The sequence below is a fragment of the Phytoactinopolyspora halotolerans genome (genome assembly GCF_010550675.1).
Lineage (GTDB): Bacteria > Actinomycetota > Actinomycetes > Jiangellales > Jiangellaceae > Phytoactinopolyspora > Phytoactinopolyspora halotolerans.
Genome location: NZ_JAAGOA010000020.1, coordinates 118617 through 141954, shown reverse-complemented (window position 1 = coordinate 141954; position 23338 = coordinate 118617). Strand labels below are relative to the sequence as shown.

Genomic DNA, 23338 nt, shown 5'->3' with positions numbered 1-23338 from the left:
CCACCGACATCCCCGCCGACGACGCCGCCCGGGCGGAGGACGACCTGGCCGCGTTCGCCCGCGAGTACGACCCGGCCACGCTGCAGCGCCTGGCCGATCACCTGCTGCACGTGCTCACCAGCGACAGCCTGGAAGACCGCGACGAGCGCGCCCAGCGCAAACGGTCGCTGCGCATCTGTGATCGGGGGGACGGCACCGTGCGCATCACCGGGCTGCTGGGCACCGAGGCCGCGGCGATCGTGCGCAGCGCGCTGGACCCGCTCGCCGCGCCCGAACCGGGCGAAGACGGCGAGAAAGACCAGCGCGCTGCGGAGCAGCGTCTGGCCGATGCGTTGACCGAACTCGCCCGCCGTGCCCTGGCCACCGACACCCTGCCCACCCGCCACGGCCACCCCACCCAACTCCTCCTGCTCGCCAACCTGAACACCCTGCTCGACCACACCACGAGCCAGAACAACCACGGCAGCGCCGGCGACGGCAGTGACAGCGCCCACGTCGATCCCGACTCCACCGCTGGCGCTGGCGCTCACGCCGACGCCGCCGGTGACGACGTCCACGGTGACGCCGACGGCGACGGTGACGGTGACGGTAACGGCGTCCACGTCGACAACGCTGACACGGACGGCTCCGGCGCGGACGCCCATGTGGACGGCGCCCATGTGGGCAGCGCCCACAGTGACGCCGGCGACGGCCGTGACGACGGCGCTGGCCGCGCTGGCGGCGCTGGCGGCGCTGGCGGCGCTGGCGGCGCTGGCGGCGCTGGCGGCGCTGGTGGGGATGGTGGGGTGTTCACCGCGGGTGGCTGCCCGCACCCCGACACACCCCCGCGGTGGCTCCAGGACACCTGGGCCCGACGCTTCGGCGTCGCCCCGGCCGAACTCACCCACGGCGGACCCATCTCCTCGGAATCGCTACGCCGTCTGGCCTGCGACGCCGACATCACCACCGTCCTGGTCGACCAGCACGGCGTCCCCCTGCGCGTCGGGCGCGCCGAACGTCTGGTCACCCCCGGCATCTACACCGCCCTCATCGCCCGCGACCGCGGCTGCGCCTTCCCCGGCTGCACCCGACCCCCGGCCTGGACCCAAGCGCATCACATCGTCCATTGGGCCGACGGTGGTCCGACGGACCTGGAGAACCTCGTCCTGGTCTGCACGCACCACCACCGCGTCATCCACCACGGCGGCTGGGAAGTCCGCCTGGGCACCGACGGCCACCCCGAATTCCTCCCGCCCCCGTGGGTGGACCCGGACCGCACACCCAGACGCAACACCCGACCCCGACACGACCACCAACCCCCACCCGACACGTGACGCGTGGGCAGGCTCGCGTGCTTCGATCACAGAAGCGGGCGCGGCGAGGCGTGACTCGCACTTTGGCATGCAGCGACCCGGCGCAGACCGACTCGGCCTGCGCCGGGCACGGCTGCGTGAGATCCAAACAGTCGATCGACATGCTTCCCTGCGGCTCGCACGGGCGTGGGGCAGACCTGCGTGTGGACATGAGGGGAGTGCGGAAATGCGTACACGACCACCGCCGCGACGTGCGGAGGTTCAGCGGCATCATCCCGCAGGTCGATCTTCGCCTGCACTGTGCTTCGCCCCGGCACGGAGTTCCGCGCCCGCACCGTGTTCGGCGCTGGCGATGACGCCGTGCGCGACCAGGAGACGGTCGATGGACTCATCGCCCGTCGGTGAGGTATGGAAGGTGGGCGCTCCTGCGCTCAGCAGCGCTTCGACCGTCCCGATGTAGTCGCCGTCGTGGGCGCGATTGTTCCGCAGACCCCACAGGGCGCAGTCCAGCGGGGTCGGCCCGTCGTCGTCGAACGCGCAGTCTTCCAGGTCGGCGCCACGCTCGATGAGCAGGCGGGCGGTCTCCGTGCGCCCGTGCATGGCGGCCTGATCAAGGGGGGTGAAGTTGCTCCAGCCGCGCGAGTCGACGTCCATACCGTCGTCCACCAGCGCCTGCACGATCTCAGTCCGGCCGAGCAACGCGAACTGGCCCAGGATCCAGCCATAATCGCGGGTCGCCATGCCCACGGCTGGTGGTCTGGCGTCCGGCAGCTGGACGGACTCGCCGCGAGCGACAGCCAGCACGGCCGCATCGACGGCGTCCAGGTCGGCTGTCGCTCCGCGAGAAGCCAGCAGATCGTACGCGGCCAGGTGGCCGCTGCGCGCGGCCAGGGCGAGTGGCCGGCGGCCTACATCCCACCGGTCCCAGGGCTGGTTCACGTCGGCGCCGGCGTCGAGCAGCATCGTGAGGATCTCCGTGCTTCTCCCACGCACGATGGCGTGGTGAAGGCAGCTGCCGGCGTCAGCACCGTGGTCGAGGAACCAGCGCAGACCGTCGGCGTCCTCGAAATCCAGCTTATGGGCCACCAGGTTCTCGAAACCGGGCTGATAGAGCAGGTCGAGAAGCTCGGTACCGGACTGCTCGCAGGCGTGGTAGAAGGCGTCTTCGTCTCTGGTCGCGCCGCACTCGATAAGCAGGCGGACGAGGCCGGCGTCACGGCGGTCCACAGCTGCGAACAGCGCGGACATCCGGCCCTCGCCACCCCATTCGACGGTATGGCTGTCCGGATCGGCACCGGCATCGAGCAGTAGCCGAGCGCAATCGCGGATGGCAGCCGGTGAACCGATGGACCGGCGCAGCAGCACGAGCAGCGGAGCCAGGCCGGCGACACTCGTGTCCGCAGCCGCTGGGTCAGCGCGGAGCAACGTCGACAAGCTGGTGCTGTCGGCACGGACGAGTGCACCTTCAAGCCCGCCCAATCCGGAGATCTGCACGTAGTGGACCAGCTTCGGCCAGCTGGCGAAGCCGTGCTCACGTGCGATCTGGCGCTGCGCCTCGCTGAGCCGGATCCCACGTTCACGTCTGCGGGATTTAGCCTGCTTACGCAGATATTCGAGCGACGGGCGCGGTGGCAGTTCTGGCATGGCGAACCTCGCATCCACCCGGGTCCGCGCGCACGGGCTGAGGTCCGTCAACGGTCACACTCGACGAATGCCGGCGGGATGATCCCTTCCCCGCGGACTGGGTGCGCCCGGCCACGCATACGCCATGGTAGCGCGTGCGCCCGGCAGGTGGTGGACGACGGGCAAGGCGATGGTCATCGGGGAGGCGCACCCGTATCGTGGAAGTGATGCTGCGCGTTCTTGTCGTCGCCGCCGCACTCGTCCTCGTCGGGTGCTCATCCGAGTCGGAGTCCGGCTCCGCGGAGACCGGTGCCTCTCCGCCGGAGCACTCCACCGATGACAGCCTGCAAGACGTACAGCGTTACCCGGACGTCATCGACGTCAGGGTGGAGTCCTCAGGCGGAACCTACTCGTTCGAGGTCACGGTCAGTTCGCCCTATGACACGCCCGAGCGGTATGCCGACGGCTGGCGGGTCGTCGGACCGGACGGCACCGTCTACGGCGAGCACACCCTCGCGCACGACCACGCCAACGAGCAGCCGTTCACGCGCACGCAGAGCGGTGTCGACGTCCCGGACGACGTGGACGAGGTCACCATCGAGGGCAGGGACAGCGAATATGGCTATGGCGGCAGCACGATGACGGTACCGCTTCCCGACGGATAGTCGCTCAGGCGCTAGCCGTCGCCGCCGTCCCCGCCACGGTCGCCGTCGTCATCGTCCGGGTCCCTCCGGATCATGCCACTGGTCGTCGCCGACGACGCGGTCCGCCGCCGCAGGTCCCCAGCTGCCGGGAAGGTACGGAAAGACGGGGGTGTCAGCCTTCAGCGCAGGGTCGACGACGCGCCAGGCGTGTTCGACCGTGTCCTCGCGGGCGAACCGCCGGGCGTCGCCGTCCATCGCGTCGTCCAGCAGCCGGGTGTAGGCGTCCTGGCGTGGGCCGAGGGCCTCGTCGAAGTCGACCGCGAGGTCGACCGGCCGGGTGACGATCTGCTTGCCCGGCTGTTTGGCCTGCACGGTCATGGTGACTCCGGCATGGTCGCCGAGCCGGAGCCGGATCAGGTTCGGGCGTGGAATCCGGCAGTCGGCCCCGCCGAACAGCATCCGCGGTGGCGGCTTGAGCTCTACCACTGCCTCCAGCGCCGTCATGGGCAGGTGCTTTCCGGCGCGGACATAGAACGGGACGCCGGACCAGCGCCACGAATCGATGTCGAGCCGCAACGCGGCGTAGGTCTCCGTGGTGGAACCCTCGGCCACCTCCGGCTCGTCCTTGTATCCGATGAACTGCCCGCGCACCAACTGCTCCGGATCGACGGGGTGCATCGCGCGAACCACCTTGACCTTCTCGTCCCGCAGGTCGTCGGCGCTGTCTCCGGAAGGTGGCTCCATCGCCAGCATGGCGACCGCCTGAAGCAGGTGGTTCTGGACGACGTCGCGGATCGCGCCGACGCTGTCGTAGAAGGCGCCGCGGTCGTCGATCCCGAAGGACTCCGCCATGGTCAGCTGCACACTCGCCACGTGATGGGAGTTCCACAGCGGCTCCAGGAACGTGTTCCCGAACCGGAAGACCAGCAGGTTCTCGATGGTCTCCTTGCCGAGGTAGTGGTCGATGCGCAGGATCGAGGACTCGTCGAACGCCTCGTGCAGAGTCTGGTTGAGCTCGCGCGCTGAGGCGAGATCGTGGCCGAACGGCTTCTCCACGACGACGCGCGCGTCCCGGTTCAGCCCGGTCGAGGCGAGACTGTGGACGACGGTTCCGAACAGCGACGGTGGGATGGCCAGGTAATGCACGGGACTCCGCGCGCCGGTCAGCCGGTTGGCCAGCCTCTCGAACGTGCCGGGGTTCTCATAGTCGCCGGCGATCAGTGACAGCGACGCCACGAATCGGTCCAGGACATCCTTGTCGACGTCGTCGACCGCGTCCGTGACGGCGTCGCGGGCGTGCTCGCGGAAGCCGTCGTCGTCGAAGTCGGCGAGCGCGACACCGATCACCGGGATATCGAGCCGGCCGTCGCGAGACAGCCCATACAGCGCCGGCAGAAGCTTCCGGCGCGCCAGGTCACCCGTGGCGCCGAAGAGCACGAGCGCGTCGGATCGCTGCGCTTGCCTGGTCATGGCGACCGTCCTTCCGCATCGAGGTCGGCGATGGCCCTCGCCCGGGACGGGACATCGGTGGCGACGTTGCGGCCATCGCGCGTGCCCAGACCCATGATCAGGGAGTACCCGCTCTCGGCCATACGATGAGCCGACGGGGCGCTTCGTAGCGAGCGGCGTGTGGCGGGATCTGGCTTCCGGCAGGCGGTCTGGTGGTTACGCCGTCGGCGCTACGGAGCGCTCGTCATGGGGCCGCCTGCGCTTCGGTGGTCTCGATGACGATCTCGGAGCGAAGGGTGCGATGGACGGGGCACTTGTCGGCGATCTGGAGGAGCCTGGCCCGTTGCTCGTCGTCGAGGTCGCCGTCGAGACGCACCTCGCGGCGGATCCGGTCGAGCATCCCCGCCTGCGTCTCGCAGTTGGCGCAGTCCTCGGCGTGGATCCGATCATGCTGCATGGTGACGGTGGTGGAGCGCAGCGACCAGCCCTTGCGTTCGGCATACATGCGGATCGTCATCGACGTGCAGGTACCCAGCGCCGCGAGCAGCAGCCCGTACGGCGTGGGGCCGGCGTCGTCGCCGCCCACCGAACGCGGCTCGTCGGCGATCATGAGGTGTTTGCCGGCCGTGACACGCTGTGTGAACCGCCCGGTGCCGGTGTCCGTGACGACGACGGTCCCCGGCTCGGCGGGTGTATCGCCGTCAGGCGGCGGCGTGCTCGGCAGGTACCGGTCCGCCCAGGCGGCGATGACCGTGGCGGCATAGGCCGCGTCACCTCGGTCGGTGAGCAGATGGTCGGCGTCGTCCAGGCTGACGAACGATTTGGGGTGGCGGGCGGTGTCGAAGATCTCTCGCGCGTTGTCGATGCCGACGATGAGATCACCCGGCGCGTGCAGCACCAGCAGCGGCCGATCCAGGGCGGCGATCCGTTCGTGCTGCGGTTGCGCGGCGATGTCAGTGAGAAACTCGCGGCGGACCCGGAACGGACGACCGGCCAGCTGCACGGTTGCCTCACCTGACGTCTCGATCTCCGATCGGTCCCCGGCGAACAGGTCGGTGACGTGCGCCGGGTCGGCTGGAGCACCGATGGTGGCGACCGCGCGAACCTCCGGTATCCGTTCGGCCGCGGCCAACACGGCGGCACCGCCCAGTGAGTGCCCCACCAGCAGGCTGGGTGCCGCGAGCGTGGTGCGCAGGTAGTCGGCGGCCTTGACCAGGTCGGCGACGTTCGAGCTGAACGTGGCGTTGGCGAACTCACCGTCGGACTCGCCGAGGCCGGTGAAATCGAACCGCAGAACGGCGATGTCGAGTCCGTTCAGCGCCGTGGCGATGCGCGAGGCCGCCACAACGTCCTTTCCGCAGGTGAAACAGTGTGCGAAGAGCGCCACCGCGCGCGGTGCCGTGTCCGGCAGGTCCAGCCGTCCCGCCAGCGCCTCGCCACCCGTGCTCGTGAACGTCACCTTCTGGCTCGTCACCATCTCGAGCGTTCCTCCCGGTCTCCGCCGTGCCCTGGACGCCTCTGGTTCGCAAGCCGGGCAGCCGGCCGGCGCCGTCCTCAGGCGTCTACCTCGGAGGCTAGCGTCCGGCGCCGGGCTACGTCGCCACGGGAGTGGGAGCCGCCGACGTCGTCGCGTTCGTCGCCCCTGCAGGAGCGGGACGCGAGGCCATGTCCCGTCTCAATGACTGCCGCTGAGTTGTCCGGTGGTGCGCTCGTGTAGTTGCGCGCTGTGGTGGTTGAGCCCGACGAGTTGGGCCTCGACGCCGCGGGCGGCGAATTTGCTGACGACGGTGTCGAGAGTTGCCACAGCGGAGGTGTCCCAGACATGGGCATCGGTCAGATCGATCACCACCCGTGGCGTGGGATCGGCGTAGTCGAAGGAGTGGACCAGCTCGTTGGTCGAGGCGAAGAACAGCTCGCCGGTGATGGCGTAGACACGGATGCCTCCGTCGGGGTCGAGCACGCTGGAGACGTCGACCAGGTGGGCGACACGACGGGCGAAGAAGATCGCGGCGAGCAGAACGCCCGCGACGACGCCGTAGGCGAGATTGTGTGTGATCACGACGATGGCGACAGTCGTCACCATGACGGCGGTCTCGCTGAGCGGGGTCCGTTTCAGCGTGCTGGGCCGGATGCTGGACCAGTCGAACGTGGAGATGGCGACCATGACCATCACCGCCACCAGGGCACCCATCGGGATAGCGGCGACCAGATCGCCGAGGACGAGGATGAGCACGAGCAAGCTCACCCCGGAGGTGAGCGTGGACAGGCGAGTCCGTCCGCCGGATTTCATGTTGATGACCGACTGGCCGATCATGGCGCATCCGGCCATGCCGCCGAAGAATCCGGTGGCGATGTTGGCGATGCCCTGCCCGCGCGCTTCGCGATCCTTGTTCGAGTCGGTGTCCGTGAAGTCGTCCACGATCTGAGCGGTGAGCAGGGATTCCAGCAGGCCGACGAAGGCGAGCGTGATCGCGAACGGCGCCACGATGAGCAGCGTGTCCCACGTGAGCGGAACCGCCGGTATACCGATGACGGGCAGCGTGTCGGGCAGTTCGCCCATGTCGCCCACGGTCGGCACGTTGATGCTGAAGGTGGTGGCGGCCACACCCAGGACGACGATCGCCACCAGCGGCGCCGGAACCAGCTTCGTCAACCGCGGGAGCAGGTAGATGATCGCCAGACCGGCGGCAACCAGGATGTAGACCGGCCACGCTTCGCCGACGACGTGCGGCACCTGCGCCAGGAAGATCAGGATGGCGAGCGCGTTGACGAATCCGACCATGACGGTACGCGGGACGAACCGCATCAGGCGCCCCACGCCGAGCGCCCCGAGCAGCACCTGCAGGGCACCGGCCACGACGGTCGCGGCGAACAGATACTCGACGCCGTGCTCGCGCACCAAGGGAACCATGACCAGGGCCATCGCCCCGGTCGCGGCGGAGATCATGCCAGGCCGGCCGCCGGCGATGGAGATGATGATCGCGATGGAGAACGACGCGTACAGGCCGACCTTGGGGTCGACGCCGGCGATGATCGAGAACGCGATCGCCTCCGGGATCAAGGCCAGGGCCACGACGATGCCGGCCAGGATGTCGGCCCGGGGATTGGACAGCCAGGCATGGCGGAACCGGCCCCAGCGGGATACCGGCCGGGTCTTCGGGTCGGACGTGCGGACGTTCTTGGGCAGGGCAGGGTCAGGTGTGAGCGGCAAGGTGATCCTTGAATAGAGCGTTGAAGTTCGGCCACTCGACAAAGCGATCGAACTGGTCAGAAGCTCACACGGCGACGTCTACGGCGCACCTCGGCGACGGTCGAAACCGGAGCCGCATCGTGGAGCGGGTCGTGCTGCCAGCGCTCAGGCGCTGGGTCGTGCCTACGAATGTGGCGCGGAACGTCACGCGCTCCTTGATCCTACAGGCCCGGGGTGGACGTCCACGCGCCGGACCGGCGAATGTGCGAACAGCCCAGGTGGCACGGCGGATGAAGGCCGCGATGCTAGACGACGGTGCCGCTGTGCAGGAACCGTCGAGCGAATGCCACCGCGCGCTGGAGCGCCGAGGTGAGGATGCGTTCGCCGGTCTCGGTGTTGGCTTTGGTCGGGTCGCCGTAGACGCCGTCCTCGGTCAGTTCGTCGAAGCGCACCGCGATGTCGACCTGGCCGTGTGGCGCCGAGATCGGGTTGAGCCCGGATCGGACCGTTGCCGGGCGGATCCGCTCGACCTTGACGAGCTCCGGGGCGAGGACCATGGCCAGCGACGTCTCCAGCTCGCAGGCGTGTCCGTACGCCGGCCCGGCGGCTTCCTCGGCGCAGACGTCGTCGGCGAGTTTCGCCCACATCATCGAGGCGGCGAGCACGCCGAGTTCGCTCCGTGCCCGCCGGACGACGAGGCTGAGCGCATCGATATTGCCGCCGTGCCCGTTGACGATGATGACCTTGTCGATGCCCTGTGCCTTGAGGCTCGCGACGAGGTCGAGCATGACGGCGATGAACGTGGGCGGGGTCAGGGACAGCGTGCCGGCGAAGCGTTCGTGGTGTTCGGAGAGTCCGTACGGCAGGAGCGGGCAGACGATGGCGTCGCTGCCGAGTTCGGCACCGAGCCGGTGGGCGAACGCTTCGGCGATGCGCGCATCGGTGAGCATGGTCAGGTGCGGGCCGTGCTGCTCGACGGCGCCGACCGGTAGGAGGGCGACCTTGGCGGCGCGCTGCGCGGCACGGGCATCCTCGGTGGTGAGGTGCGCCAGGTGGATCGCGCCGTGATCAGTACCCATGTCGGTCTCCGCTCTGGCTTGCTCCGCGCCGACGGCAGCGGTGATCGCCAACGGGTCGACGCTGCCGACGCGGCGACCCGTTGGCGATCACCTTAGGTGGAGCGGGGCTTCACCGGTAGGTAGGCGACTGTGTGAGATGTCAGAGATCGACGTGGATCGTCTCGCCGGCGCGGGCGTGCAGCGTGGCACGTTCACGCGTCGGCGCGGTCCCGATCACCTCGACCTCGACCGCGCGCAGGCTCCCGAGGCCGACGTGCAGCGTGTGCAGCGCCCCGCCGCCGTAGCTCTCGGTGGAGAGGACCTGCCGGCTGAAGATCGGCGGCTTGCCGCGTTGCCGGTCACCGGGCCGATAGACGTTGACTGTCGAGCCGAGCGCGGACTCCGCGGAGACGTCCACCTTGAGCCAGTTGCCCGCGGTCGAGGTGTTCTCCCAGTAGCGCGACGGCAGGTCCGGGAACCATTCCACGCCGAACAGGTCCACCCGGCCGTCGTTGTCGAAGTCGGCGTTCACACCGGTGGGCCAGTACCGCGTGATGCCGATCCGGTCCCACTCGGCCACCTCGGGCGACGGCAGGCGCTCGTCGTGCAGACCCGACGGGGTGTCGAACTGCGGGATGCCGCCGTCGACACCGGCATGTCTGAAGATGGCCGGCTCGGTGCCGTCGCCGACGGAGACGCCGGTCACGATGTCCAGCCAGCCGTCGTTGTCCATGTCGGCCAGCGTGACGTGTGCCGGTTTGGTATCCACAGCGCCGATACCCGTCTCGGCCGTGACGTCGGCGAATGTCGGCAGCCCGTCCTCGTCGTTGCCCTGGTTGAGGTAGATGTGCACCGGTTGCGGCCACAGCGTGTTCAGAGCCGGGTACGGGTGGGATCCGACCACGATGTCGTGGAGGCCGTCGCGGTTGAGGTCACCGACGGCCACGCCGGCCGACTCGTCCAGCCACCGCTGGCTGACCATGGTGAACTCGCTACCGTCGGCTTCGATGAAACCGTCACCGCCGTCGTTGATGAAGATCCGTGCGCGTTGGTAAGTGCCTTCTCCGTCGGGCACGTCCTTGCCGCGCAGCGAACCCGAGACGAACAGGTCGGGCCAGCCGTCGGCGTTGAGGTCGGCGGCGACGACGCCGAGGCCGCTGAGATCATCGGGAAGACCGGATGCGCTCGTGGCCTCCTCGAACCCGAAGGCTCCATCCCCGAGATAGAGCCGGCTCGAGGCGGGGCCGAGGTCGTCCTCGTAGTAAACGTCCTCGATGACGAAGAAGTCTTGGTTGCCGTCCCCGTCGACGTCGGCGATGGCGAGGGAGCGCGCGGCGACCTCGTCGGCGACCTGGCCGACCCTGGTGAACCGGCCGTCGTCGTTGCGTAGCGCGACAACCTGCTGACCGTTCGTCGGCGGGGGATCCTGGCTGGCGAACTCGTACGGATAGTAATGCGAGACCAGCAGATCGAGATCACCGTCGTTGTCGAGGTCGGCGAACGCCGATCCGCTGGAGCTGCCGTCCCGCATCTCCGGGAACGTCGGATCGGGCTCGAAGCCGTCGGGCCCGCCGAGCAGCAGCCGGTCCGGGGAGATCTCGGTGGCGCCGCGGTCGTCGATCTCTCCGCGGAAGAACCGGTCCCAGGGGAGCTGCTGGTAGAAGCCGCCGACGTAGAGGTCCACCCAGCCGTCGCCGTTGACGTCCGCGGCGGCGGACGTGTGGCCGAACATCCCGAGCAGCGGCTCCCACAGCCCCTTCTGCGTGGTCTGTTCCTCGACGGAGATCGAATAGTCGTGGCCAGGCCGTGGAGCCTCGTGACGGCTCTGCGGTTCGTGCGTGTCGTCGCCCGACGCCACGGCGGGCGCGGTCATCATCATCGCGCAGGTCGTCAGGACCGCGACGATGGAATGTCGTTTGCTGAACACAACACCTCCATGTGGGGTTAACACGACGGCCACAGCTCTTACCGGCTGGAAACCGTGTGATGGAACTCTGGTGCTGGCTGTTGAGATGAAGGCTGGCAGCGACGCGGGGTGCCGTCAACGGCTGGTCGGGCGCTGTTCCATGCAGTGGAACGCATTCCGTTTTCCGGCGCCGCGCTATTGACGCTGGTGATAGCCGGGTGGCACAGTCGGCATTCTTCAAGCCTCCCAATCAGTGAGTAGCCGTTTCCGGCGAATGGAACGCGAGGTGACCCATGCGAGGCAGACTCAAATGGTGTACGGGGATCGCGACTGTTGCTCTCGTGATCACCGCGTGCTCGGCCAACGAGGTGCCGGGCGAGAACGATGCCGGCGACGAGAACGACGACGCAGGCAGTACGAGCGACACCGGCGACGACTCGGTGCGGTTCCTGATAGCGGAGAACTTCTGGGCCGACTGGGCGCCGTATCAGAGCACGGCGCAGAGCCAGGCGCGGCTGGAGACCCACATCTACGACACGTTGCTGCAGTTTCCGAGCGGGGAACTCGACCAGCCCGAGCCGTCGCTGGCGACCGAGTGGGAACAGGTCGACGAGACGACGTGGGAGTTCACGTTGCGTGAGGGCGTGACGTTCCACGACGGGACGCCGTTCACCGCCGATGACGTGAAGGCCTCGGTCGAGCTGGCTTCCGGGGCGACCGATGTGGAGACCGTGCTGCAGTCGCGCTGGGTGCCCACCACCGGTGAGATCATCGACGACCACACCATCCGGCTGGTGACGGAGGAACCCTTCGCCTCCCTGCTGAACGCCGTGCGGCAGACCTCGATCGTCTCGTCCGAGGACCTCGAGGCCGGGCAGGATGCCATGGCCCAAGAGCCGAACGGCACCGGCCCGTTCACCCTCGTCGACGAGACCGAGACGAAGAAGACCATGGCCGCGAACGCGGACTATTGGAACGGCCCACCCGCGATCGAGGAGCTGGTGTGGGAGTTCGTCGGTGACCCGCAGACCCGGGTCAGCGCGCTGCTGGCCGGCCAGGCCGACGTGATCGACCGGGTGCCGGCGGAGCAACACGCCACCATCGAAGGCGAGGACGGATACTCGCTGATCTCGGCCACGGCCAGCGAACAAGTGAACCTGTGGTCGATTCCCGGCCGCGTGTCCGCGTGGGATGAGAGCCCCGAGCTGCGTCGGGCCGTGATGCTGGCGATCGACCGGCAGGCTCTGGTGGACAGCCTCGTGATGGGGGAGAGCGTCGTCGCGACGAGCTTCGCGCCCGAAGCGACGCTGTATCACGCTGCCGGCTCGCCCGCCTACGAGCAGGATCTGGATGAGGCACGGCAGTTGGTGCAGGAGGCGGGTGCGGAAGGTCTGGAGTTCGAGCTCTGGGTCGCCAGTGGGTTCCTGCCGCGTGCGGAGCAGGTCGGTGAAGCGATCGCCGCCAATCTCAACGAGATCGGGCTGAACGTGCGCGTGGTGCCGAGCGACGTGGCTGGCCTGGTCGACGACTCGAACAGCGAGTCGGGCACTGGCCTGCTGTACCACCTGAGCTGGTCCAGCGGAGGCGATCCGGACGCGGCGACGGGGATCTACGCGACGCCGAACCGGTGGACCGCCGGCGACGAGACCATCGATCGGCTGGTGGCGGAGGGTAAGACCACGATCGACCCGCAGGAGCGCGAGGCGGTCTACGCCGAATTGCAGGCCTACCTGTGGGAGCAGCTGCCGCACATCCCGCTGTACAACAGCGATTTCACCGTCGCCTACTCCGATCGGGTCCGCGACCTGCGGGTGTTGCCGAACTACGAGACCGACTTCTACCCGGCGAGCATCGGCGAGTAACGCATGCTTCTGTACACCCTCCGGCGCACCGCGCAGATGCTCGTCGTCGTGCTCTGCGTGGTGACGCTGGTCTTCCTGTTGCTGAGGATCGCCGCAGGTGATCCGGCGCGGTTGATGAACGCGCCCGACGCGCCGGACGAGGTGGTCGAGGCAACCCGGGAAAGGCTGGGCCTGGACGAGCCGATCTACGTCCAGTACCTGTACTTTCTCCGCGATCTGTTCAGCGGTGACCTCGGCCAGTCCTTCCAGGGCGGGTACTCGGTGGCGCAGGTGGTCTTCGCCGCCTTGCCGAACACCGCCATGCTGGCGGCCGTCACGGTGGTGGTCTCCACGCTGATCGCGCTCGCGTTGGGCATCGGTGCGGCGCTCACCCGCGGGTCCTGGTTCGACCGGGCGGTGCAGGTCTACGTCGCCTTCGCCCAATCCATCCCGAGCTTCTGGCTGGCGGTGGTGCTGGTGCTGGTGTTCGCCGTACAGCTCGGCTGGCTGCCGGCGGTCGACTTCACCGGGCCGGCGAGTTTCGTGCTGCCGGTCACGACGATGGCGGTGGCGCTCACCCCGATTCTGATCCGGACCATCCGGCAGTCGTTCATCGAGACGCTGGAACAGGACTACATCCGGGCGGCACGCGCCCGCGGCATCGCGCAGCGCAAGATCCTGCTGGTGCACACGCTGAAGGTGGCGTCGCTGCCGCTGGTGACGCTGATCGGCTTGCAGTCCGGGATGATCCTGGCCGGCTCCTACGTGGTGGAGAACATCTTCAACTGGCCGGGCATCGGCAAGCTCGCCGTCGACGCGCTCACCAGCCGGAACTTCCCGATGGTGCAGGGCGCGGTGCTGATCGCGGCGGTGACGTTCGTGCTGGTCAACTTCGTCGTCGACATGCTGTACACGACGTTGGATCCGCGCATCCGGTTGAAGGGAGCGTCGTAGATGTGGCGTCGTAAGACGGCGATCGTCGGGCTCGGCGGCATCGGCGTGCTCATCTTCGTCGCCCTGGCCGCGCCGTGGATCGCCCCGTACCAGCCCGCCGCGCAGGACCTGTCGAATATCCTGGCCCCTCCCGTCTGGGCGGGTGGCGACTGGACCTACCCGCTGGGCACGGACGCGCTCGGCCGGGATGTGCTGTCCCGGATGATCTACGGTGCGCGTTCATCGGTGCTGATCAGCGCGTTCGCCATGCTGATCGGGGCGACGCTGGGGCTGCTGACCGGGCTGATCGCCGGCTTCTTCGGCAGGTTCGTCGACACGCTCATCATGCGTCTGGGTGACATCCAGCTGGCGCTGCCGTTCATCCTCATCGCGATCGTGATCCTGGGCATGATGACGGAGCGGGCGCCGATTCACCTGATCGTCGTGCTCGGTATCCCGGCGTGGATCGTGTACGCCCGCGTCGTGCGGGCTCGGACACTGGCCGAACGAGAACAGGACTACGTCCGCGCGGCCGAGACCATCGGGGCCCGTCCGCTTCGGCGGATGTTCCGCTATGTGCTGCCGCAGGTGCGCAGCGTGATGCCCGCGATCGCCCTGATCGACCTGAGTCACCTGGTGGTGATGGAGTCCACGCTGAGTTTCCTCGGGTTCGGGTTGACCTCGCCGCACGTGTCGTGGGGACAGATCCTGGCCGACGGCCGGCAGAACATGGTCGTCGCGCCGTGGCTTCCGGTGCTGCCCGGCGTCGCCATCATGCTCACGGTGCTGTGCATCAATCTGGCCGTGGAGGGGATGCGGTCGAAGGTCGAGCCGCGCCGGCGATGGTGGTCGACCGGCTGGCGTCGTCTCGGCGCCAAGCGGGCGGCACCGAACGGACCCGCCGGACCGGAGGCGTCGACCGTGCCGGCCGCACCCGCCGGGCCCTCGGCTACGACGAGCGCGTCGGTCGCGGATGAGGCTCGCGCGGCGCCCACGCCGGACGACGTGCTGCTGGACGTGCGAGGTCTGTCCGTGGAGTTCCCGGCCGCGGAAGGTCGGGCCGTACAGGCCGTGCGCGGGGTGAGCTTCATGGTCGGCCGCGGGAAGATCCTCGGCATCGTCGGCGAGAGCGGCTCCGGAAAATCGGTCACCTCGTACGCGCTGCTGCGGCTGTTGTCCGCTCCCGGACGGGTGAACGCCGGGAGCGCGGTGTTCGACGGTGTCGACCTGCTCCGCGTGCCGGAACGTGCGATGCGGCGCATCCGCGGCCGTCGCATCGGCATGATCTTCCAGAACCCGGTCGGTTCGCTCAACCCGGTGCTCACCGTCGGCTATCAGATGATCGAGGCGATCAGAACCAACCGCGATGTCGAGCGGGACACGGCGGTCCGGCTCGCGGAGAAGGTCTTCCGCGACGTCGGGTTCGCCGACCCGGCACACATCATGAAGCAGTATCCGTTCCGGCTCAGCGGCGGCCAGAATCAGCGGGTCATGATCGCGATGACCATGGCGATCGAACCGGAGTTGCTGCTCGCGGACGAGCCGACCACCGCGCTGGACGTGACCACTCAGGCGCAGGTGCTGGACCAGCTGCGCCGGGTCCGCGACGAGCACGGCACCAGCATCATGATCATCAGCCACGACATCGGCCTCATCGGTGAGATCGCCGACGAAGTGGTGGTGATGTACGCGGGGGAGGTGTGCGAGTCCGGGCCCACCGAACGGGTGCTGCGCGAGCCGCGGCACCCGTACACTCAGGCGCTGCTGGAATCGGTCCCGCGGCCGGAAGCGGGGATCGACACCGAGCTGCGTTCGATCCCCGGCGAGCTGCCCGATCCCACGCGAGACCCGGTCGGCTGCCCGTTCGCGCCGCGCTGTGCCGCCGCCATGGACGTCTGCCGGACGCACGATCCGCAACCGTCGGTCCTCGGCGTCGGCTGGTCCGCGGCGTGCCACCTGTACAGCGACGAGAGGTCGGAGGTGACGCGGCGATGACACCGATCCTTCAGCTTGACGACGTCCGCAAGCACTACTCGGTCCGCAGCGGCCTGTCCCGTCGTGCGGTCAGCGTGCGCGCCGTCGACGGCGTGTCGCTGCAGTTGGAACGCGGCGAGACGCTCGGCCTGGTCGGGGAGAGCGGATGCGGCAAATCCACCCTCGCCCGGACCCTCGTGCTGCTGGAGAAGCCCGACAGCGGCGAGATCCGGTTCGACGGCCGGCCCGTTGCGTTCACCGACCGGGCGGCGCTCCGGCGCGACGCGCAGATCGTGTTCCAGGATCCGTACACGTCGCTCCCCCCGCACATGAAGGTGCGCCGCATCATCGCCGAGCCGTTGCTGATCCACCGGATGGCCGCCGGCGCCGAGCTCCGCGACCGGGTGGAGGCGCTGATCGCGGACGTCGGCCTGCCCGCCTCCGTCGCGGACAAGCTGCCGGGCCAGCTCAGCGGCGGACAACGGCAACGGGTCAGCATCGCCCGGGCGCTCGCGCTCGAGCCGTCCCTGCTGATCGCCGACGAATCGGTCTCCGCGCTGGACGTGTCGGTGCAGGCACAGATCCTGAACCTGCTCAACAGCTTGCGCGAACGGCACGGATTGACGCTGCTGTTCGTCTCGCACGACATCGGCGTGGTGACGTATGTGAGCCAGCGCATCGCCGTGATGTATCTCGGCAAGATCGTCGAACTGGGACCGACCGCCGACGTCTACGGCCGGCCGCTGCACCCGTACACGCGCGCGCTGATGGCCGCCGTACCCAGCGTGGAACGGCGCGGCAGAGAACGGATCGAGGTGCGCGGCGACCCGCCCGATCCCAAGCATCCGCCGCCGGGTTGCGCCTTTCACCCGCGCTGTCCGATCGCGCAGGACATCTGCCGTGTCGAGGCGCCGGCGGTACGGGAATGGCTGCCCGGCAGGCACGCGGCGTGTCACTTCGCACTGGGCCCGGAGACAGACGGAAGGAACAACGGATGAGCGCACAGGTCCGCATCGGCGTGATCGGGTTGGGATTCATGGGGAGCAGGTGGGCGCAGGCGCTCACCGAGCACCCGCGCGTCGAGCTGGCCGTCGTCTGCGACGTGCGGGAGAGCCACGCGAAGGCGGAGGCCGAGGATCTGGGCACCACATGGTCCGCGGATCCGGCCGAGGCCGCCAGTGACCCCACCCTCGACGGCGTCGTGGTGTGCACCCCTGAGCACCTGCACGTCGACGCCGCGATCGCGGCGCTCGAGTCGGGCACGCCGGTGGCGATCGAGAAGCCGCTGGCGCACGAACTCGCGGCCGCCGAACGCATCCGCGACGCGTCCGTCAAAGCCGACGTCCCGGTGCTGGCCGCGCACATCCTGCGGTTCGAGCCGCGATACGCCGCGATCAAGTCGGCTATCGACGACGGGACGCTCGGCGCGGTCCAGGCGGTGCGCAGCGAACGCATCGGCGTCGTCGCGGACCAGGAGGTCCTGCGTGGGCGCACATCGCTGCCGCTGTACTACGGCTCGCACGAGTTCGACCTGGCCCGCTGGTACGCCGGCGACGTCGCCCGGGTGGCCGCGCGCCGCAGCCGCGGCGTGCTGCAGGCCGCCGGGTACGACGTGGACGACCTGTACTCCGTGGTCCTCGAATTCTCCGGCGGCGCGCACGGCACCTGCACCCTGGGATGGTCGCTGCCGAACGCGTCGGCACCGTTCGGCACCTCCGGGTTCACCGTGATCGGCGAGCACGGCTTCGCGCGGGTCGAGCAGGGAACAACCGGGCTGTCGGTGGTGGGGGAGAGGGGGCGCAAGGCGGTCGACACCTGGTACACCCCGAACGTTCACGGCCGGACGCGTGGAGCGCTGGCGAACCAGGTGGACCATTTCGTGCGCGTGGTGACCGCGGAGGCGCGGCCCCTGTGTACCGCGGCCGAAGGTGTGGAGGCGGTCCGGCTCTGCGTCGCGGTGGAACGCGCCGCCGGGAGCGACGCCTTCGTGGACGTGGAGTCGATCGCCGCATGAGCGCGACGAGCCGGCGCCGGAGCCTGAGGGGTGGAGATGACTGACAGCGACGCACTCGAACCGTACGGTGTCCGCGCCGTCAACCGCACGCTGGACATCCTCGAGCTGTTGGACGAACCGTCGCGGCCGGTGTCGCTGGGCGACGTCGTGGCCAAGACCGGCCTGCCCAAGACGTCCGCCTTCCGCTATCTGGCGACGTTGGAACGACGAGGATACGTGACCCGGACAGCGAGCGGGTCGTACCTTCCCACGCGTTCCTTCGGCCACCCCTGGGAGAGCGACCTCGACGAGCTGGCGCGGCGTGCGCAGCCGATGCTGGAGCAGCTGCGCGACCAGTTCACCGAGACGGTGAGCCTGGGCGCGCTCGACCTGCACCGCGCGTTCTACGTCTCGGTGGTGCGCCCGCTCCGGTCGGTGCGGGTGGACATCAACTCCGGAGCCCGGGCGATGATCCACTGCACCGCGTTCGGCAAGGCGCTGGCCGCCCGGATCCCGGAGGAGCGTGTGCGGGAGATCCTGGACATGCAGGGGATGCCACGTTTCACCAGCCGCACGATCACCGACCCGGACCGCTACCTCCAGGAACTGGCGCGCGTGCGCAGGGCGGGATACGCGGTCAACAACGGCGAGAACGAGGTCGGGGCGCGGTGCGTCGCACTCGCATTGACCAGCACGGTCATACCGCTGGCGGTGTCGTTGAGCGCCCCGGCGGATCGGATGCCGATGCAGCGGATCCAGCAGGTGGTCGCGGCGTTTCACGAATTCGACGACGCGTTCGGGGCCAGGGGAGGCACGCCATGACCCGTGAAGTGCCGGTGATGATCAACGGGAAGCCGTCCGCACGCGCGGATCGCACGACGATTCCGGTGCGCAGCCCATCGACCGGGGAACGGCTCGCCATGATGGTCTGCGGCACCTCCGGCGACGTCGACCACGCCGTCGACGCCGCCGGAAGGGTGGCACCCGAGCTGGCCTCGATGACCGTCCGCGCCCGCGCTGATCTGGTGCGTCGGGTGGGCGACCTGGTGGCCGAACGCGCCGGCGTCATCGCCCGTGATCTCGCCGCGGAGCAGGGAAAGCCGCTGCTCGAAGCCGAAGCGGAGGTGGCCACGGCCGTCACGATGTGGCACGAGGCCGCGGAGATCGCCCGGCATGCCACCGAGGAGATCCTGCCCAGCGACGACCCCGCGCGCCGGGTTGTCGTGGTGCGCCGCCCGCATGGGGTGCTCGCGGTCGTCACTCCGTGGAATTTCCCGGCGACGATCCCCACCGAGTACCTGAGCGCCGGACTGGCCGCCGGGAACGCGATCGTCTGGAAGCCGTCCGAGCTCACCCCGATGACGGCGCTGCACCTCTACGACTGCATCGTCGACGCCGGATGGCCGCCCGGGTCGGTCAACCTCGTGCCGGGGCTCGGACACGACACCGGTGCCGCCCTGATCTCGCATGGCCGCGTCTGTGCGATCGGGTTCACCGGCAGCCCGCAAACCGGCGACGCGATCGCACGCGCGGCCGGCGCGAAGCCGATGCTGCTCGAGCTCGGCGGGAACAACGCCACCGTGGTCCTCGACGACGTCGACGTGGCCGTCGTGGCGGAACGGTTGCACGCGGCCGCGTTCGCCAACGCGGGGCAGATCTGCAGCTCGACGGAGCGGATCATCGTCCATCGCCGTATCCATGACGAGCTCCTGGATGCGCTCACCGAACACGCCGCGTCGCTGCGGCTGGGCGCGTCGCTCGACCCGGAGACGACGATCGGGCCGGTCAACAACGAACCGACCGCCGCCAAGATCGACCGCCACCTCGCCGACGCGATCGCCAACGGCGCCCGGGTGACCATCGGCGGCCGACGCGCCTCGGGCCGGCCGACCGAGCTCTACTATGAACCCACCGTGCTGACCGGACTGACCCCGGACATGCTCGCGTTCAGCGAGGAGACCTTCGGCCCGGTGGCGGCGCTGACCGCGTTCGATTCGGACGACGAGGCCGTGGAACTCGTCAACGCCCACGGGCTCGGCCTGGTCACCGGTGTGCTCGGCCAGGACGCCGGACGGGCGCTGGCCATCGGCCGCAGGGTCAGCGCGGGCGTGGTCAACGTCGGCGACGTCGCCACCGCCTGGCAACCGCACACCCCGTTCGGCGGATACTCCGGACGCGCCAGCGGCGTCGGCAGGCTCGGCGGCCGCTACACCATCGAGGCACTGAGCCAGGTGCAGACCTTCGTGCTGCCGGCGCACATGATGCCGTGACAGCGCACCCGGGCGCACCAGACCTCTTCAGTCCCGCCCACCCCACACCCCATCTTGCTCCCGCCCACCCCACACCCCAAGGAGGCTCCACATGACCGCCACCCCATCCCGGCGACAGATCCTCACCACCGGTGCCGCGGCGGCCGGGGCGGTGATGCTGCCCACCGGACCGGCCCACGGCTCGGACGGGGGTCCGCGCCCATCCTCGGAGCGGAGGAACCGGCCCGGGCGGAAACCCAGGGTCGCCGTCATCATCACCGAGTATCGCCGGAACTCGCATGGCGATGTCATCACCACCAAGCTGCTGGAGGGCTACCGGCTGCACGGCGTTGACACCGAGCCCCGGGTGGAGGTCGCGTCGATCTATCTGGACCAGGTCCCGGACAACGACGTCGGCCGCTTCATGGCGGAGAGACACGGCGTCCCGGTGTTCGACACGATTCCCGAGGCACTGGCGGTGGGGGAGACCGGCAAGGTGGCCGTGGACGCCGTCATCATCGTCGGAGAACACGGCACCTATCCGTGGAACGAGTTCGGCCAGAAGGCCTACCCGCGCCGGCGCTTCTTCGACACCGCCGTCGCGGCCATGATCGCCTCGAACAGATTCGTGCCGATCTTCTCCGACAAGCACCTTGCGCAGGCGTTCCACGACGCGCGACACATGTATGACACGGCCCAGCGTTACGGGATTCCGTTCCTGGCCGGGTCGTCGTTGCCGTTGACATGGCGTTTCCCCGCGCTTACGTATTCCGCGGACGTTGCGCTCACCGAAGCCGTCGCGCTCGGCTTCTCCGAGATCGAGAGTTACGGTTTCCATACCCTGGAGGTCCTGCAATGCATGGCAGAGCGGCGCGACGGCGGTGAACGGGGAGTCCGGTCGGTACAGGTGTTGCGTGGGGGAGCGGTGTGGGACGCCGCGGCCCAGGGCCGCTGGGACGCCACGCTCATGGACGCGGCCGTCGATGCGATCCGGGAGAACAGCGGTCGTGTCGCCGACGGAGACGTCAGGGATAACACACCGGAGCCGATCGCGTTCTTGATCGAGTACACCGACGGTTTCCGCGGCACGGCGCTGCTTCTGCACGGGGCGTTGTCCACGTTCGCCTATGCGGGTCGCCGTGGCGGTGCCGTGGAGTCCGCCGAATTCCTGCTCGAGTACAGCTGGCCCTACGGGCACTTCACCTTCCTGGACCGGCAGATCGAATTCCTGGCCGTCCACGGTACGCCGCCTTATCCGGTCGAGCGTACGCTTCTGACCACGGGGATTCTCGACGCCGCGATGCACTCCGACCATCAGGGCGGCACGCTCATCGAGACTCCGGAACTCGACATCAGCTACCGACCGGTGGAAAACCCCGAGGGCACGTTGGATCCGTCCGGAACCGGGATCGGCCACGAGCTGCCGCCGCCGTCCCCGGACGAACGTCCCTACGACTGACTACGGAACCGTCCGCGGCGTGCGCGACGGAGGGTGACCTGTTGCGCGGGCGTGCGCGGGCGTTCACCCTCGGCTCTTGATCACGTACCGGTGATGGCCCGTATCGGGGCGCAGCCGGTACACGATCTGACCGTGCCGCCGTGCGCCCGGTGGATCGACACGCGACGAGGTGCCGACCACCGGGCGGAACGCCTGCTTCGATGATCCGCCGCGGCCACACCGGGCCACGCATGGGCGTCGAGCTGCTGCGCTGGGCGTGCGGACGCGTAGCGGAACTCTTCGCCGGCCTAAACGGACCGATCCCTCCGTTTCGGTAAGCGCTTGCCCAATACGGGATGCCACGTTAGGGTGAGCGCTCAAGCGTATGTCAGGACATGCGCTCAAAGCGGATTAGCTACCCAACCGCACACCTAGACGCTCATGCCCGAGCGTCGGCGAGGAGACCCAGTGAAACGTCATCACCTGATCCGCTCGCTTGCGATCGCCACGTTGACCGCCGGCGCGCTCGTGCTCGCGTCGTGCTCGAGCGACAGCGGCGGTTCCGACGGCGACGTCGTGCTCGAGCTCGTGCAGTCCGGCGACGTCAACCAAGGCGGCGCGTTCGCCAAGCTCTCGGACAAGTACTTCGACGAGACGGGCGTGCGCGTGGAGGTCGTCGAGGTCCCGAACGACGACCTGCGAACGCGGCTGCGCACCGCGGCGCAGGCTGATGACCTGCCGGCACTGGCGGCGTCGCCGTCGACCGACCCGGCGTGGACCGAGCGGCTACTCGATCTGACCGACATCTTCAACGACGTCGGCGTCATCGACACCCTCGCGGTCGCCGACCCCGCCGACGACAAGGTCAAGGCAATGCCGACGACGCTCACGGCCGTCGGCATGTTCCTGAACAAGTCGCTGTGGGACGAGGCGGGCGTCGAGTATCCGACGACCCTCGACGAGCAGTGGACGTGGGACGAGTACGTTGACAAGGCGAACGAGGTCGTCGCGGCCACGGACGCCGAGTACGGCGTCGTCATGGACGCCTCCGCGCACCGGTTGCGTTCCTTCCTCTTCGAGTTCGGCAGCGACGGCGTCACCGAGCAATCGGACGGCAGCTGGGCGCTCGACGAGGCTGGTGCCGAGGCGCTGGAGTACTTCAAGCAGCTGCACGACGACGGCGTCATGCCCCAAGCGGTGTGGGGCGCGGCGGACGACCCGAGCGCGACGTTCAAGTCGGGCCGCGTCGCCGGCTACATGTCGGGCGTGTGGCAGATCGCCGACTTCCAGGAGACCATCACCGATTTCGAATGGGTCTCCGTTCCGTTGCCGCAGCAGCCGGTTCGTGCCACCAACTACGGCGCGGCGTCGTGGATCGTGGCGTTCGACGGCACCGGCGTCGAGGAGGAGACGCTCGACTTCATCGAGTGGATGTACTCGGAGGAGAACTACCGCCTGTATTGCGAGACGCAGGGGTGCCTGCCGGCGCTGGACGGGCTGGAGGTCAGCTACGAGCAGGACGAGTACGCGTTCCAGCTGTACAACGGCGAGATCGCCGCGTCTCCGGCGATCTCGGCGGTGCAGACCACGGACGGCCTGCGGTTCGGCTACGAGGGCAAGGCCATCGACTCGGAGCCGTTGAAGGACGAGACGACCAAGTACCTGAACAACGAGCAGTCCCTTGAGGAGACGGTCGAGAACATCAACAACGTCTCCACCGAGCAGATGGCCGACTGAGCGCGGCGACG

18 protein-coding genes are annotated in these 23338 nt (G+C 68.8%); 11 read left to right on the top strand and 7 right to left on the bottom strand.

Annotated elements, in window-relative coordinates:
- Positions 1-1313 (top strand): HNH endonuclease signature motif containing protein (locus G1H10_RS32540; RefSeq protein WP_163742774.1); only part of this gene is annotated, 1313 nt, incomplete at its 5' end.
- Between the two features lie 249 nt (positions 1314-1562).
- On the opposite strand, the gene G1H10_RS24180 is transcribed toward G1H10_RS32540, so the two are convergent.
- Positions 1563-2936 carry an ankyrin repeat domain-containing protein gene (locus G1H10_RS24180; protein WP_163742773.1) on the bottom strand — a complete coding sequence of 458 codons (1374 nt, stop codon included), beginning with the start codon at positions 2934-2936 and terminating at the stop codon, positions 1563-1565.
- A gap of 206 nt (positions 2937-3142) precedes the next feature.
- Between G1H10_RS24180 and G1H10_RS24175 the strand changes: the two genes are divergently transcribed.
- Entirely contained in the window at positions 3143-3580 is a 438-nt protein-coding gene (locus G1H10_RS24175) for a hypothetical protein (RefSeq protein ID WP_174264614.1), read from the top strand.
- Positions 3581-3628: 48 nt separating this feature from the next.
- Here the strand turns inward: G1H10_RS24175 and zwf are convergent, their stop codons facing one another.
- The 6 genes from zwf to G1H10_RS24150 form a co-directional block, all read right to left on the bottom strand.
- On the bottom strand, positions 3629-5029 hold the full coding sequence (zwf, locus tag G1H10_RS24170; protein WP_163742771.1) for a glucose-6-phosphate dehydrogenase: 1401 nt from the start codon (positions 5027-5029) through the stop codon (positions 3629-3631).
- Complete coding sequence (locus G1H10_RS34120; RefSeq protein ID WP_281354371.1) at positions 5026-5151, bottom strand: hypothetical protein; 126 nt, start codon at positions 5149-5151, stop codon at positions 5026-5028. The genes zwf and G1H10_RS34120 overlap by 4 nt, the downstream gene beginning before the upstream one ends.
- A gap of 101 nt (positions 5152-5252) precedes the next feature.
- Positions 5253-6482, bottom strand: a complete 1230-nt coding sequence (locus G1H10_RS24165) for a bifunctional alpha/beta hydrolase/OsmC family protein (RefSeq protein WP_163742813.1) — start codon at positions 6480-6482, stop codon at positions 5253-5255.
- Positions 6483-6683: 201 nt separating this feature from the next.
- The gene (locus tag G1H10_RS24160; protein ID WP_376778657.1) at positions 6684-8120 is read right to left on the bottom strand and encodes a SulP family inorganic anion transporter; all 1437 of its coding nucleotides are present in this window, start codon (positions 8118-8120) and stop codon (positions 6684-6686) included.
- 383 nt (positions 8121-8503) lie between these two features.
- Complete coding sequence (locus G1H10_RS24155; protein ID WP_163742769.1) at positions 8504-9277, bottom strand: creatininase family protein; 774 nt, start codon at positions 9275-9277, stop codon at positions 8504-8506.
- Between the two features lie 139 nt (positions 9278-9416).
- The gene (locus G1H10_RS24150) at positions 9417-11183 is read right to left on the bottom strand and encodes an FG-GAP repeat domain-containing protein (protein ID WP_163742767.1); all 1767 of its coding nucleotides are present in this window, start codon (positions 11181-11183) and stop codon (positions 9417-9419) included.
- A gap of 320 nt (positions 11184-11503) precedes the next feature.
- Here G1H10_RS24150 and G1H10_RS24145 point away from each other — a divergent pair, with 320 nt between their 5' ends.
- The 9 genes from G1H10_RS24145 (at position 11504) to G1H10_RS24105 (ending at position 23327) form a co-directional block, all read left to right on the top strand.
- Complete coding sequence (locus G1H10_RS24145; RefSeq protein WP_163742765.1) at positions 11504-13024, top strand: ABC transporter substrate-binding protein; 1521 nt, start codon at positions 11504-11506, stop codon at positions 13022-13024.
- Between the two features lie 3 nt (positions 13025-13027).
- A complete protein-coding gene (locus G1H10_RS24140) occupies positions 13028-13957 on the top strand; it encodes an ABC transporter permease (RefSeq protein ID WP_163742763.1) in 930 nt (309 codons plus the stop codon).
- Positions 13958-15931, top strand: coding sequence for a dipeptide/oligopeptide/nickel ABC transporter permease/ATP-binding protein (locus G1H10_RS24135; protein ID WP_163742761.1), 1974 nt, complete (start codon positions 13958-13960; stop codon positions 15929-15931). It abuts the gene before it with no gap.
- Complete coding sequence (locus tag G1H10_RS24130) at positions 15928-16908, top strand: ABC transporter ATP-binding protein (RefSeq protein ID WP_163742759.1); 981 nt, start codon at positions 15928-15930, stop codon at positions 16906-16908. Before G1H10_RS24135 ends, G1H10_RS24130 begins: the two co-directional genes overlap by 4 nt.
- Positions 16905-17924 (top strand): Gfo/Idh/MocA family protein, encoded by a 1020-nt coding sequence (locus G1H10_RS24125; RefSeq protein WP_163742757.1) that lies wholly within the window; start codon positions 16905-16907, stop codon positions 17922-17924. The genes G1H10_RS24130 and G1H10_RS24125 overlap by 4 nt, the downstream gene beginning before the upstream one ends.
- A gap of 36 nt (positions 17925-17960) precedes the next feature.
- Complete coding sequence (locus tag G1H10_RS24120; protein ID WP_163742755.1) at positions 17961-18725, top strand: IclR family transcriptional regulator; 765 nt, start codon at positions 17961-17963, stop codon at positions 18723-18725.
- Positions 18722-20173, top strand: a complete 1452-nt coding sequence (locus tag G1H10_RS24115; RefSeq protein WP_163742753.1) for an aldehyde dehydrogenase family protein — start codon at positions 18722-18724, stop codon at positions 20171-20173. Before G1H10_RS24120 ends, G1H10_RS24115 begins: the two co-directional genes overlap by 4 nt.
- Positions 20174-20264: 91 nt before the next feature.
- Positions 20265-21611: a hypothetical protein gene (locus G1H10_RS24110; protein WP_163742751.1), complete on the top strand. Its 1347-nt coding sequence runs from the start codon at positions 20265-20267 to the stop codon at positions 21609-21611.
- Positions 21612-22058: 447 nt separating this feature from the next.
- On the top strand, positions 22059-23327 hold the full coding sequence (locus G1H10_RS24105) for an ABC transporter substrate-binding protein (RefSeq protein WP_216853610.1): 1269 nt from the start codon (positions 22059-22061) through the stop codon (positions 23325-23327).
- Positions 23328-23338: the final 11 nt, after the last annotated feature.

What these genes read in the sequence shown, in the direction of transcription:
- G1H10_RS24180 (WP_163742773.1), bottom strand. Translation starts at nt 2,936, where the DNA reads ATGCCAGAACTGCCACCGCGCCCGTCGCTCGAATATCTGCGTAAGCAG.
- G1H10_RS24175 (WP_174264614.1), top strand. Translation starts at nt 3,143, where the DNA reads ATGCTGCGCGTTCTTGTCGTCGCCGCCGCACTCGTCCTCGTCGGGTGC.
- zwf (WP_163742771.1), bottom strand. Translation starts at nt 5,029, where the DNA reads ATGACCAGGCAAGCGCAGCGATCCGACGCGCTCGTGCTCTTCGGCGCC.
- G1H10_RS34120 (WP_281354371.1), bottom strand. Translation starts at nt 5,151, where the DNA reads ATGGCCGAGAGCGGGTACTCCCTGATCATGGGTCTGGGCACGCGCGAT.
- G1H10_RS24155 (WP_163742769.1), bottom strand. Translation starts at nt 9,277, where the DNA reads ATGGGTACTGATCACGGCGCGATCCACCTGGCGCACCTCACCACCGAG.
- G1H10_RS24140 (WP_163742763.1), top strand. Translation starts at nt 13,028, where the DNA reads ATGCTTCTGTACACCCTCCGGCGCACCGCGCAGATGCTCGTCGTCGTG.
- G1H10_RS24135 (WP_163742761.1), top strand. Translation starts at nt 13,958, where the DNA reads ATGTGGCGTCGTAAGACGGCGATCGTCGGGCTCGGCGGCATCGGCGTG.
- G1H10_RS24130 (WP_163742759.1), top strand. Translation starts at nt 15,928, where the DNA reads ATGACACCGATCCTTCAGCTTGACGACGTCCGCAAGCACTACTCGGTC.
- G1H10_RS24125 (WP_163742757.1), top strand. Translation starts at nt 16,905, where the DNA reads ATGAGCGCACAGGTCCGCATCGGCGTGATCGGGTTGGGATTCATGGGG.
- G1H10_RS24120 (WP_163742755.1), top strand. Translation starts at nt 17,961, where the DNA reads ATGACTGACAGCGACGCACTCGAACCGTACGGTGTCCGCGCCGTCAAC.
- G1H10_RS24115 (WP_163742753.1), top strand. Translation starts at nt 18,722, where the DNA reads ATGACCCGTGAAGTGCCGGTGATGATCAACGGGAAGCCGTCCGCACGC.
- G1H10_RS24110 (WP_163742751.1), top strand. Translation starts at nt 20,265, where the DNA reads ATGACCGCCACCCCATCCCGGCGACAGATCCTCACCACCGGTGCCGCG.